At 41.5% G+C, this 12,806-nt stretch carries 14 protein-coding genes; 6 read left to right on the top strand and 8 right to left on the bottom strand.

What is annotated here, in order from left to right:
* Positions 1–141 precede the first annotated feature (141 nt).
* From DACSA_RS15435 to DACSA_RS15410, 6 genes are all read right to left on the bottom strand, one after another.
* On the bottom strand, positions 142–369 hold the full coding sequence (locus DACSA_RS15435; protein WP_041235532.1) for an RpnC/YadD family protein: 228 nt from the start codon (positions 367–369) through the stop codon (positions 142–144).
* A gap of 117 nt (positions 370–486) precedes the next feature.
* Positions 487–1,329, bottom strand: a complete 843-nt coding sequence (locus DACSA_RS15430) for an RpnC/YadD family protein (protein ID WP_015230643.1) — start codon at positions 1,327–1,329, stop codon at positions 487–489.
* A gap of 244 nt (positions 1,330–1,573) precedes the next feature.
* Positions 1,574–2,014 carry a DUF2996 domain-containing protein gene (locus tag DACSA_RS15425; protein ID WP_015230642.1) on the bottom strand — a complete coding sequence of 147 codons (441 nt, stop codon included), beginning with the start codon at positions 2,012–2,014 and terminating at the stop codon, positions 1,574–1,576.
* A gap of 41 nt (positions 2,015–2,055) precedes the next feature.
* On the bottom strand, positions 2,056–2,331 hold the full coding sequence (locus DACSA_RS15420) for a MoaD/ThiS family protein (RefSeq protein WP_015230641.1): 276 nt from the start codon (positions 2,329–2,331) through the stop codon (positions 2,056–2,058).
* A gap of 105 nt (positions 2,332–2,436) precedes the next feature.
* The gene (gene thrC, locus DACSA_RS15415) at positions 2,437–3,732 is read right to left on the bottom strand and encodes a threonine synthase (protein ID WP_015230640.1); all 1,296 of its coding nucleotides are present in this window, start codon (positions 3,730–3,732) and stop codon (positions 2,437–2,439) included.
* A 142-nt stretch (positions 3,733–3,874) separates the two neighbouring features.
* The gene (locus DACSA_RS15410; RefSeq protein ID WP_015230639.1) at positions 3,875–6,115 is read right to left on the bottom strand and encodes a glycosyltransferase; all 2,241 of its coding nucleotides are present in this window, start codon (positions 6,113–6,115) and stop codon (positions 3,875–3,877) included.
* 483 nt (positions 6,116–6,598) lie between these two features.
* Between DACSA_RS15410 and DACSA_RS15405 the strand changes: the two genes are divergently transcribed.
* Entirely contained in the window at positions 6,599–7,282 is a 684-nt protein-coding gene (locus DACSA_RS15405) for a DUF4079 domain-containing protein (protein WP_015230638.1), read from the top strand.
* Here DACSA_RS15405 and DACSA_RS15400 read toward each other — a convergent pair.
* Entirely contained in the window at positions 7,241–8,074 is an 834-nt protein-coding gene (locus DACSA_RS15400; RefSeq protein WP_015230637.1) for a CPBP family intramembrane glutamic endopeptidase, read from the bottom strand. The genes DACSA_RS15405 and DACSA_RS15400 overlap by 42 nt on opposite strands.
* Before the next feature lie 159 nt (positions 8,075–8,233).
* On the opposite strand from DACSA_RS15400, the gene DACSA_RS15395 reads away from it, so the two are divergent.
* Positions 8,234–9,454 carry an NAD-dependent epimerase/dehydratase family protein gene (locus DACSA_RS15395; RefSeq protein ID WP_015230636.1) on the top strand — a complete coding sequence of 407 codons (1,221 nt, stop codon included), beginning with the start codon at positions 8,234–8,236 and terminating at the stop codon, positions 9,452–9,454.
* Positions 9,455–9,772: 318 nt separating this feature from the next.
* On the opposite strand, the gene rsmG is transcribed toward DACSA_RS15395, so the two are convergent.
* A complete protein-coding gene (rsmG, locus tag DACSA_RS15390; protein WP_015230635.1) occupies positions 9,773–10,444 on the bottom strand; it encodes a 16S rRNA (guanine(527)-N(7))-methyltransferase RsmG in 672 nt (223 codons plus the stop codon).
* A 178-nt stretch (positions 10,445–10,622) separates the two neighbouring features.
* Between rsmG and DACSA_RS15385 the strand changes: the two genes are divergently transcribed.
* From DACSA_RS15385 to DACSA_RS15370, 4 genes are all read left to right on the top strand, one after another.
* A complete protein-coding gene (locus DACSA_RS15385) occupies positions 10,623–10,871 on the top strand; it encodes a hypothetical protein (RefSeq protein WP_015230634.1) in 249 nt (82 codons plus the stop codon).
* 98 nt (positions 10,872–10,969) lie between these two features.
* On the top strand, positions 10,970–11,218 hold the full coding sequence (gene rpsP, locus DACSA_RS15380) for a 30S ribosomal protein S16 (protein WP_015230633.1): 249 nt from the start codon (positions 10,970–10,972) through the stop codon (positions 11,216–11,218).
* Positions 11,211–11,627 carry a KH domain-containing protein gene (locus DACSA_RS15375; RefSeq protein ID WP_015230632.1) on the top strand — a complete coding sequence of 139 codons (417 nt, stop codon included), beginning with the start codon at positions 11,211–11,213 and terminating at the stop codon, positions 11,625–11,627. The genes rpsP and DACSA_RS15375 overlap by 8 nt, the downstream gene beginning before the upstream one ends.
* 32 nt (positions 11,628–11,659) lie before the next feature.
* The gene (locus DACSA_RS15370) at positions 11,660–12,616 is read left to right on the top strand and encodes a PhoH family protein (protein ID WP_015230631.1); all 957 of its coding nucleotides are present in this window, start codon (positions 11,660–11,662) and stop codon (positions 12,614–12,616) included.
* The last annotated feature ends 190 nt before the right edge of the window (positions 12,617–12,806 follow it).

The raw sequence follows: 12,806 nt of genomic DNA, 5'->3' as shown, positions 1-12,806 counted from the left end.
TAAGATTTGAAATAACTTCCTTGATTTTATTGTAGATCATCTAGGGATACGCAGACTTTGACGAGAGAAAAATAAGGAGGGTGAGATGTCGCTCCGCGAGAAGCTCTTCAGCGATCGATTTTGGGAAAGATTGGTTACTGATTACTGGTTGCTTTCCTTGTGATCTGCTTGTAAGTTTTGAACTTCCTCCAAAGATAATCCTGTCACTTCAGAAACCTGAGAGAGAGACATTCCCGTCTGCATTAGATTGAGAGCAATAGTTCTCATGGCTTCTTTTCGTCCACGTTGTTCAACTTGTTTTTCCCATTCTAAAAAGGCTTGTGGGATGGGCATAGTTAATTCCTCCTCTTCTGGAATCTCTGGACTCATTTCAACGGTAACTTTCCAGATTGATAATAATCTTAGCGCGATCGCCCGTCTGGAGTCTTCCTCGTTACGCTGCGAGAAGCTCTTCGGCGATCGATTTTGGGAAAGATTGGTTACTGATTACTGGTTGCTTTCCTTGTGATCTGCTTGTAAGTTTTGAACTTCTTCCAAAGATAATCCTGTCACTTCAGAAACTTGAGAGAGAGACATTCCCGTCTGCATTAGATTGAGAGCAATAGTTCTGATGGCTTCCTTTTGTCCTTCTTTTCGTCCACGTTGTTCAACTTGATTTTCCCATTCTAAAAAGGCTTGTGGGATGGGCATAGTTAATTCCTCCTCTTCTGGAATCTCTGGACTCATTTCAACGGTAACTTTCCAGATTGATAATAATCTTAGCGCGATCGCCCGTCTGGAGTCTTCCTCTGGTAGAGCGATCACTTCTTCTACCGCTTGTTGTTGTACTCTTCCTTTTCCCAGCAGTCTTAACCAGAGAGTTTCTGATGTTTTTGGCAGTTGATGCACGACAATTATAATTGCTTTCAGAGCCGGTGCTAATTCATAGATTCCAGACAGCCAATTTTCTTTCTTGACTGCGCTAAAGCTGTTCAGAAAGTTCTGACTAACTGTCGGTGCAATGATCCAAAGCAGGGGCGGATGATTAGGGTTGAAAGTGCCACGACGGCGGAGAGATGAAACCAACCACAGTCGCTTGAGGAGACAACTTTCCATGTCTTCAACTGAGGGCGGATTTCGGAACGGTTCAAATAGTCCTGGAGATTGAAGCATTGCTGCTAAAATCCCTAGAGTTTGAGGATCAGGGGTAACATTGGTTTGAGGGGAAAAGTAAAGGTCAATGAAGTGGGGTTCTCCTGGGACTTCTTTGGAGATTTCCACGTCTCCGCAAGGTAGGAGAAGTTGTTCAAGGAGTTGTTTCGCAAGTTGGTCGAAAGGATGTCGAGTCACGGTGAGTGCTTAAATCATTGGATGGTAAAGACAAAAATACCCCAATTGCGGGAATTGGGGGTCTTTAAAATTTACGAATCTTATGAGATTGCTATAACCAATTACTAATTTTTAAAGAGAGAATGGCTATAGCAATCTCCGAATCAGATATGAGAAGGAGATGCAATCTAGTTCCCCCAAGATTGGGGGGTAGGGGGCTGAAACTTCTCACCACTCATCTCCGATTGCTATATCAAACATTCATTTAATTACGATCGATCCACTTTTGACCATTCAAGCGTTGTACAGTGTACATCACCAAGAGGTCTAAATTGACTTTTCGTTCATCAATCATAAAGGATTCAATGGTACTCGGAGGCGCATCAGTAGCGCTGTAAGAAAAGGCTTTTTTCCCACTGATATCTTCGTCTAAAAAGTAAACGTTAAAACGGCGTTTTCCTCCGTCCCATTCTCCCACTAATTGCGGACATTCTTCGCCGCCTGGTAAAGGAAACTTATCTGTTTTAAACTCTAACTCTAAATCTTCAATTCCTTGTTGAGTTAGCGCTTCTTTGAGAGTGGGTTCATAATGTTCCTTGATAAACTCAGGTAACGGTTTATCTTCAATGGGAGGTTCTTTTTCTTCTTTCTTCTTGGCTGAGGAATCAGCTTTGGTTTCTTGGTTCGACTTTTCTTCTTCAGACATATCCGTTATTACTTATTCGTTATTAATTATTTCGTCACCGTTCAACCACCCGCAACAGCAGGAACAATACTCACTTCATCGCCATCTTTAAGGGAAGTTTTATCGTATTCTAAGAAACGAATGTCTTCACTATTCACATAAAAATTGAGGAAGCGACGCAGTTTTCCTTCTTCATCCCGTAAACGTCCTTTAAAGCCAGGATAGTTTTGTTCGAGAGTTTCAACTAACTCTTTAACGTTGCTTCCATCGCATTCTAAAACGGCTTGGTTTTCGGTATATTTTTGTAATACGGTAGGAACTAAAACTTTTACACTCATACTGTTATTCGTTACTGATTATCGGTTCTTTGTTATTGGTAATTCCTTTAATAAAGCAGGGAATCGCCAACAACAATTTACTAAATTTCTACAGGAGAGGCGAAACTAGACTAACACTTGTTGCCATTCTAAACGATCGAGCGTCCGTGACCGTTGCCAGGCGCGTTCAAAACTATCTAAATTCGGATCAATCGCAAACGGTTCGCCAATATAACCTTGTACTGCTTCTTGAGTTTTCAATCCGTTTCCTGTGATATAAGCAACCGTGGTTTCGTCAGGGTCAATTTTACCAGCTTCTACTAATTTTTTCAGCACTGCGATCGTTGTGCCGCCGGCGGTTTCAGTAAAGATTCCTTCCGTTTCTGCTAAGAGTTTAATCCCTTCAATAATTTCTGCGTCGGTGACATCTTCAATGTTACCGTTGGTTTGACGAGCCACATCTAAAGCATAAGCACCATCGGCGGGATTACCAATTGCGATCGATTTTGCGATTGTATTGGGTTTTACTGGGGTGACAAAATCCCGTCCTTCTTTGAATGCTTGAGAAATGGGAGAACAGCCTTCCGCTTGTGCGCCACTGAAACGAACCGCCTTATCTTCCACTAAACCTGTTTTTACAAATTCTTGGAAACCTTTATAAATTTTTGTATAGAGAGAACCTGAAGCTAAAGGAGAAACAATATGATCGGGTAGTTTCCATCCTAATTGTTCGGCAACTTCAAAACCGAGGGTTTTCGAGCCTTCGGAATAATAGGGACGAAGATTAATATTCACAAATCCCCAGCCATAGCCGTTGGCGACTTCACTACAGAGACGATTCACTTGGTCATAGTTTCCTTTCACTGCCATGACGGTTGGGTTATAAATCAAAGTTCCCAACACTTTGCCCAATTCTAAATCGGCAGGAATAAACACACAACATTCTAACCCCGCACTGGCAGCGATGGCGGCGGTAGAGTTAGCGAGGTTTCCCGTACTGGCGCAGGAAACGGTAGAAAAGCCAAATTCTCTCGCTTTGGTTAAAGCCACAGAAACCACGCGGTCTTTGAAGCTCAATGTGGGCATATTCACCGCATCATTTTTAATATAGAGTTCTTTTAAGCCGAGACGACGGGCTAACCGCTTCGACTTTACTAAGGGAGTCATTCCCGTTCCCACATCAATGACTTCGCCTGTGACCGGTAAAAAGGGTTTGTAACGCCAGATGGACTTGGGACCGGCCGCAATGCTTTCTCTGCTCACTTGCTCACGAATTGCGTCATAGTCGTAAGCAACTTCCAAAGGTGCAAAGGTTTCTTCGCAAACATGGAGGGGGAGTAAGTCGTAGGTTGTGCCTCCTTCTTTCGAGACTAAATTGGTGTAGGTGGGTTTCGCATTACTGGTTTCAGTTGCAAGAGCCATTGGGTTCATCTCCTTTTACATTTCAATTCGCTTGATACTAACACAGCCCGATCGGGGCGGCAACCAAACCCGACAAAATTAGTCGGGATTAAATTGAGTGATGGCGTGGTCACTGATTGTAGCCACCAGAGATTAAGCATTTTTAAACTTGAGCGACTTTTACGCCTTTAATTTCTTGACGGTTACGGAAGAGAAAATGAGGTCGGATTAAAATACGAAATAACAAGAATAATGATTGAATTTCCCCAGGAGAAGATCGACTTAACCATTGTCCTGGACGACAGAATAAAAGTTCCACTAACTGACGATGTTGTTCAGTGGTTAAGTTTTCCAACTGAATTTTTAATCTGGGAAAATCATCCGATTTTTCTAAAACAGTAATCACTCCCTGTAACTTAATCTTTTCCTCCACTAACTCTAATTCTACCTCGTAAGATTCTAAATTCGGAGGAAGTTCTAATTGATGGGTTAATGTCATTTCTAAACCGACTTCTGAGAGTTTAGTCGTTACGCCCCAAATCGTTTCTCTTCCTAACTTAACTGCAACAATTCGCCGTAAATTAAACCATTGATAAACATCTTGGCTAGGAATATCTAATAAAATCAATAGGGCAATTCCCAGCATTAATAAATTATAACCACTCCAGACCCAACCTAAACGCCAATCATGGTTAGTATGTAAGAAAGCCATTCCCAAACAACGCCACAAACTGATTGCACTCAAAATAAATAGAATCACCAACGGTAAAGCTAGTATCCAATTAAAGCGAATTTTTTGTTCTCCTTTTACTCCTTTCGGCGTGACTTTAAAACCAGAAGAAAAAGGACGAATCATTACTTGAATTACAGTTATAGCCAGAGGAAAAGCAGAAACGAGAGAATAAACATCTGATAAAATTCCAGAGCGACTGCGACAATTTAACCACGAAAAAACGGTCAGTTGAACGAGATAAAATGGTAAAAAGAAATAGATGACTTCTTCAATCGTTGTCTTGAGAGGAAGCACTTGTAAAAAAGAGTAAGCTAAAGGCATTAATAAGAAGAAGATTCGAGAAAAACTGGTAAACCAATGTAATAATCCTTCTAAATGCGCTAATCTTTGCTTGATACTTAATCCCTTGATTATTAGGGGGTTGGCTTCAATAAAAAAGGCTTGTAATGTTCCTCTCGCCCAACGTATTCTTTGGGTAATATGTGCGCCAATATTTTCGGCAGCTAATCCAGCACTTAATTTTTCATCTAAATAAGCGAGATGATATCCTTGCGCTGACAATCTAATTCCAGTGAAGTAATCTTCACTTAAAGATTCGGTGACAAACCCTCCCGCTTCTTCTAATGCTTTTCGTCTCACAATAAAAGCTGTACCCGAACAAACCACACTTCCAGCACCATCTTTAATTGGTTGAATTTGACGATAAAAAACTTCTTCTTCTGGGGTTAAAATATCTTCTAACCCTAAATTATGAGCAATGGGATCAGCGTTATAAAAACTTTGTGGGGTTTGCACTAACGCCATTTTTTCATCTTGGAAAAAGCCCACAGTGCGCTCTAAAAAATTAGAGGTAGGAACAAAGTCAGCGTCGAAAACAACAATTAATTCGCCATTAGTTTTTGGTAAGGCGTTATTTAAGTTTCCTGCTTTCGCGTGTTCATTGGTGGGACGAGTCAGATATTCACAGCCTAATTCTTCGGTCAGTTTTTTAATATGAGGTCTTCTGGTGTCATCTAATAAATAAACGGTTTTTGGTTCATAATTAATTGCCTGACAACCCATGATCGTTCGTCTTAAAATAAATTCGGGTTCATCATAACTGGGAATTAAAATGTCAACGGTAGGACGAAATTCTTTTTTTCTAACTGCTTCTTGTAGTTGATCAGCTTGGGGAGAACGATTTTTAATTTTTAACATTAAAAACAGTTGAATCGCACTGCTGACGACGACTAACATTTCTAAAGCAAATAAAGTTAAACTAATTGTTCCATTGAGCGGATCATCAAGGTTAATTGTAGTAACTCGCCAGAATAAATAACGAATCGTTAAAGAGAGTAAAATGATAATAATTACAAATCGCGCCCATCCTCTCGGTGTGGGGATGATTTTGGTGACAATGAAGGCAAATGCTAATAAAATAAAAGTAGGAATCAGAAGATATTTATTAGAAGTGTTCATGGGTGCTTCTAATAATTGCGGCGGGTTGGCTTGGAATTGATTAAGCTGTTCAAATAATTCGGTGATTGTTCCTTCTCCCGCAAACCACGCGATCGAAATTCCCGCCCCAATTGTAATAATTCCGATTAATATTAATGTTGCTAAACGTAAGCGTAACAAGCGTAACCGAAAACGCCGAAAAAGATGTTGGGTATTAAATTCAGAAACTGTCATCAGGATTAACTTAAGTGAGGTCTTTTCTGGATTCCGATCTCATTCTAATTTAAATAACGTAATCTGGTTGACTGAATTTTTACTAAAACTTAAATAATGATTTAGAGAGACATATTTAAGGAAATTCTCAGTGAAATATCATCTTTTCTTAAAGTTGATCAGTTAGGATAGATTCTATAGCAATCCACATAAGAATTGTGAATTAATCCCCCCTAACCTTTGAAAGGCAGGATGAATTAATCCCCCCTAACCCCCCTTTCCAAGGGGGGATGAATTAATCCCCCCTAACCTTTGAAAGGCAGGATGAATTAATCCCCCCTAACCTTTGAAAGGCAGGATGAATTAATCCCCCCTAACCCCCCTTTGAAAGGGGGGAACGGTTCATCAACTTTTTACAAATAATATGGGATCGCTATAGAACCGCTATATCTGTTAATTTCAGATCATAGAAGCCAGTTTTATTAATGATTAAAGAGGTGAATAATGACACTTGATAATTGGTTAACTTTAATCCATCCCGCACTCGCTGTAATTTTCGTTTTTCCTTTAATTGGAATTGTTGTTAACTTTGCTTGGGCAACTCGTCAAAGACGTTTACAAATTAAATCTGAAAATAAAAAGAGTAAAATTGCTCCCACTGTGGGAAAAGATCATGTTCAACTAGGAAAATGGCTTTCTGCGTCAGTGGTTGGTATTGTTTTAGTCGCGCTGGCTCATGCAATTATCTCTAAGAATATCATTAAAAATGAACTTTTTACCAACCAACCTTTACAAGCAATTTTTATAATTCTAATGTTTGGGTTGACTATTGCTTCTTTAGTGTTTTTGTATAAAGCGAGAGAGAAAAAATGGCGCGGTATTTTTGCTACTTTAACAGGAGTGGGATTAGTTATTTTAGGCAGTCAAGAGGGAGTTTTTCGACGTACCGCCGAATGGTACATTTCTCATTATTATTCTGGAATGTTGGCGGCGTTACTAATGATTTTTTCCCTTGCTATTATTGATGAAATTTATAAAGATAAATCCTTGTTTTGGCGGAAAGTTCACATTGTCCTTAACTCGATCGCGCTGTTATTATTTATTGGTCAGGGAATGACAGGAGTCAGAGATATCTTTGAAATTGGGTTATACACTCCCCCGCCTGGTTTCATCTTTTTCGGGCTTTAACCATAGGATTAATCCGAATAGAAATAACCAGCCCATTACGCCTGCAATTGGATTGCCATAAATGCCAGTAATCGCAGGAGGGACGATTTGAGTATAGCTGATTAATTCTCCCACATCAACAATATAATAGCCCCAAACTAACCCCCCGTGTAAACCAATAGAAAGTCCTAATCGGCTCTGATTTTTTCTCCTTGCTAATCCTAAAATTAAGCCTAATAAAAGTAAGCCTGGAAAAGCAGGGAGAGTTTCAATCATAGCAGGAATAGGTTTAAGAAAATGCGCGATCGCGAAAATAATTCCATTCGTCCACAAAGCAATTTTAAGGGAATAATCTCTTTCTAATTCATTTAATAGCCAACCGCGAAAAAATGATTCTTCTGCAAAAGCAACGCTGAGTCCAGTTAATGATCCTTCTAAAATTAACCGCCAAAAGGGGAGGGAATTATTGTCCCAATTTAACCAGCCGAAGATTCCTTGCAATATAAATAAACTAAAGGTTAAACTTAAGCCAATGCCTAATCCTTGTAAGAGTTCTAAAGCATTTTGGGAACTTATAAATAAACCAATTTTGCGATAAGCGTTATGTTCCCCATAAAACCACTTTCCGACAGCTTTGATGAGGATAAAAAAGAGGATAAACAACCATCCCATTGTTATAATGGTTAGTAAATTCGGACGATCGCCGAGAAAAAATTGAGCAGAAAGCGCGATCGGAAGCCAAGTTAAAAACAGTAAAATTAGAAAGATTCCGATGCGAATTGGGGCGGCAAAAGAGGAAAATTTATCAGACATTACTATTGGCTAAATAAAAAAATTGTATTTGCGAGGGGAGTATTGACCCGATCGAGGAATATGGTAAAATAAACTACTCAACAAGAATTGAAACATAAAATTGAGGTCACGGGTCGTAAACTCGGACCGATGTAGTGGTTTTTAACATAGGCTGAAATTATGAAAGTAGTTATTCTCGGTGGCGATGGCTTTTGCGGATGGCCCACTTCCCTACATTTGTCGAAAGCAGGACATGAGGTAATTATCCTGGATAACCTGTCTCGACGTAACATTGATAATGAATTAGAAACCGATTCTCTCACGCCAATCTCTTCGATGGGAGTTCGTCTCGCCGCTTGGAAGGAGGTAAGCGGTAAGGAAATTAAGTTCTATAATCTTGATATCGCGCAGGAATACGATCGACTGCTAAATTTACTGTTGGACGAAAAACCCGACGCGATCGTGCATTTTGCGGAACAACGGGCGGCCCCCTATTCGATGAAATCTCCCCGTCATCGCCGTTATACCGTTGATAATAACATTAATGCCACTCATAACACCCTCTGCGCGATCGCAGAATCTGAGTTAGACATCCATCTGGTTCACTTAGGAACAATGGGGGTTTATGGCTATGGTACAGCAGGAATGAAAATTCCTGAAGGCTATCTTGATATTGAAGTCGTGGCGGAAAATGGCGAACGTATCCCCCAACAGATTTTGTATCCTCCGAACCCTGGTAGTGTCTATCACATGACCAAAACTCAAGATCAATTGTTGTTCGCTTATTACAATAAAAACGATGGAGTTCGCGTCACCGATTTACATCAAGGTATTGTTTGGGGAACAGATACCGAAGAAACCAAGTTGGATGAACGGTTGATTAATCGGTTTGATTATGATGGGGATTATGGGACGGTTCTTAACCGTTTCTTAATGCAAGCCGCGATCGGGTATCCGTTAACAGTACATGGAACTGGCGGACAAACTCGCGCCTTTATCCATATCCAGAATACCGTGCGCTGTGTAGAATTGGCGCTTCAGTATCCTCCCGAAAAAGGAGAACGAGTCAAGATTCTCAACCAAATGACCGAAACGCATCGGGTTCGAGATTTAGCCAAACTCATCGCCAGTTTAACGAATACAGAAGTGGCGTATGTGGATAATCCTCGCAAGGAAGCAGCGGAAAACGAACTGAAAGTTGATAACAGTTGTTTCTTGGAAATGGGCTTAAAACCGACAACTTTAGCAGAGGGATTACTTCACGAAGTCACTGAAATTGCGAAGAAATACGCAGATCATGCTGATTTAGCGAAAATTCCTTGCACATCGGTTTGGACGAAAGATCAGAAAGCGGGTGTTCCCCAGTTGAAACAGGAAGTAACTTCCAGTTCTAACAATTAAAAATAATACCATTTTCAAAAAGCGGTGTTACAGTTTATCCCCCCTAGCCCCCTTTGAAAGGGGGGAAAGTAACGGTAGGTTGGGTGGAGGGAACGCAACCCAACACAGTAGTTTATCCCCCCTAGCCCCCCTTGGAAAGGGGGGAAAAGTAACAGTAGGTTGGGTGAATTGGTCAGTCTGGAAACTGTCACTCGATCGGATCGGTTTTAGGTAAGAGATCGTTATTCTGTAACCAGTGGTGAGTGAGGAGTAATCGAACGGGAAGGCTCTAGGGGTCGAAACATGGCAAGACTCCCTAGAGTTTTTCATTTCTAGCTCTTACCTCATACTGGTCTTTTTCAGATAAAGACAGTTTCGCTCTCCTGCTGTTAAAGGAGTGATAAAAGTTTCTATTTTCTCCAAATAACCACCGAGTTGGTTTAAGGTAAGGTTGAGGGATTCCGCTTCTTCTGGTGTCCAACGACCTCGGTAAAGCACCGCAGTTCCTCCCACTTTCAGAAAAGGGAAAGCGTACTCCGCGCAAACGGAAGCGGATGCAACGGCTCTTAAAAGTGCGAAATCATATTTATTGCGCTGGGAGGATTGTTTGCCAAGGGTTTCTGCTCTTCCGAGAAGAGTCTTCACTCTTGAAAATTGTAACTCTGAGATTAGGGTATTTAAATAGGCAATTTTCTTCCCAGTGGAATCCAACAGTGTTACGGTAGTGTAAGGAAGCGCGATCGCGCAGGGAAAGCCAGGAAACCCCGCACCCGTGCCAATATCAAGGAAAGAAGCGGTGGTGTAACTCTCCAACCCCAGAGGGATAATTCCTCGCAAAGAATCCCACAAATGCTTCTCCCAAAAGGCTTCGGGTTCAATGATTCGGGTTAAATTACATTGACGATTCCCGACTAAAATTCCCTGATAGAGTTGCTCGAATTGTTGCTGCTGTTCCTCTGAAGGAAACCATTCTAAGGTATCTTGCCAAATTTCTTTAAATTCTGGAAGCATGAATATAAGCTGATGATTTTACGCGAGTTTATCCCATTTTGAACAGTTAGTGCTACATATCGATCCCCCCAAACCCCCCTTATTAAGGGGGGCTAAGGAGATCAACTGTAACCTTACTTTTTAGAAATGGTATTACATCATAGACTCACGGCAGAAAAAAAATAAGGGGGTAAATGTTATGTTGAAAACACTCAAACCAGAACAAGCAATAGTGGTAAAATTATCTTCAGACGTTTCGGTTCGCACCACAATTCCCGAAAGTCATTATCCCGCTTTACGTTCAGGTTTTGAAGGTTATCCACCGAATCCCCGTTGGAATGTGAGTAAGTTTCGTGCTTGGAAAACTGGTCAACAATGGCGAAATGATCTTAAAGAAGGCAAAATGAAGGTGCGGCGCGATCGAATGCTAGTTTTTGCTAAGTCTTAGGTCGTCCAACGGTTGTTCGGTTTCGCATTCTAGACCAATCTGGTTTAAATTCTGTACAATTGATAGATGTGATTATTAACAGATAGAAGAAACAAACAATGGTCAAATTGCGCTTAAAACGATTAGGAAAGAAAAGAGAAGCAAGTTATCGTATTGTAGCGATGAACAATAGCAGTCGTCGTGATGGTCGTCCTTTAGAAGAATTGGGGTTTTACAATCCTAGAACCAAAGAAACTCGCCTGAATGTTCCCGCGATCGTCAAACGCTTACAACAAGGGGCGAAACCCACCGAAACGGTCGATCAGATTTTGAAGAAAGCTCAAGTTTATCAACAAGTGAATGTCTAATTATGTTAATTCCTCGCCTCCAGAATCCAATCAACCGCAATATGCTGAGTTAGTGCGATTTTTATTAACTCCCTTGTTAGATTTCCCTGAGAGTTTACGAATTGATTGTGAAGCAACGAAGAGTAACCAACGGATTTGGATTCGGGTGGCGTTAGCGTCGAAAGATCAGGGAAGAGCCTTTGGACGAGGAGGAAGAAACCTGAGTGCCATTCGTACCGTGCTAACGGCAGCAGGTTTAACGAAACAACAGTCGGTTTATCTCGATGTTTACGGGAAACCCGAAAAGACAGAAGAAGGGGGAAACAAACCGACCTCTAATGTCGGTCAACCGAAAAAAACGGTTGGGAAAGAAGGGAAGAAAAAACCCCAGAAACGATCGAAACCGACTCCTACCCTTGCTTCCGAATAAGTAACACAAGCACGATTCCTACTCAATTCCTGATGACAGAGGCGGTCAAAACCATTGCATTACCCAGTAGCGAAAGCGCGATCGCGCTCGCGGGTCCCCAAGAAGCTAATCTCAAAACCCTCTCTCGACAGACGGGTGCAAAATTGGTGATGCGGGGACAAGATTTGTTGATTACCGGTCAAGAAAAGGCAGTAGAACGCTGTTTAGCGGTGGTGCGATCGCTCAAACCGTACTGGGAACAAGGGAAAGCGATCTCCGAAGCGGAGATCATGACCGCCTTCCAAGCAAGGGATACGGGACGTTTAGAAGATTATCAAGACTTGCAAAAAAACGTCCTTGCTCGAACTCGTAAGGGCGAACAAATTCGGGCGAAAACCTTCCGCCAACGGCAATATATTAAAGCGATTCAATCTCACGATGTCACCTTTTGCACGGGTCCGGCGGGAACAGGAAAAACCTATTTAGCCGCGATTCTCGCCGTTCAAGCCTTACTCAAGGGAGATTACGAGCGCTTGATTCTCACTCGCCCTGCGGTAGAAGCTGGGGAAAAACTGGGCTTTCTGCCAGGGGATTTACAAGAGAAGGTTAATCCTTTTTTGCGTCCGCTTTATGATGCGCTATATGAACTGATTGATCCCGAAAAGATTCCTGATTTGATGGCAAAAGGCACGATCGAAATTGCTCCTTTAGCCTATATGCGCGGACGAACGCTTAATAATGCGTTTGTCATTGTTGATGAGGCGCAAAATACGACTCCAGCACAAATGAAGATGGTACTCACCCGTCTTGGGTTTTCCGCTCGGATGGTGGTGACAGGGGATGTCACTCAAACTGATTTACCCTATCCGCAACAGTCGGGATTAATTACAGCTTTAAAAATTCTTCGGTCTGTGGAAGGAATTGCGGTTTGTGAGTTTTCTCAAGGTGATGTGGTGCGCCATCCTCTGGTGCAAAGAATTGTTGCTGCTTACGAAAAATACGAAATGTAGTAATAAAAATTAACAGATAAAAAGTAGGTTGGGTAGAGATGTTCCATACTTCGACAAGCTCAGTAACAGGAACGTCTCCACGCGAAACCCAACGCCAATCATAAGCAATTACCCGAACCTTATATCCCACATTCCGCACCCTCAACTGTCACCTTGTCCGTTTGGCGACCGTATCAAGGGAAATTGATTG

Source organism: Dactylococcopsis salina PCC 8305 (genome assembly GCF_000317615.1).
Lineage (GTDB): Bacteria > Cyanobacteriota > Cyanobacteriia > Cyanobacteriales > Rubidibacteraceae > Halothece > Halothece salina.
This window is presented reverse-complemented; position numbering and strand designations above follow the sequence as displayed.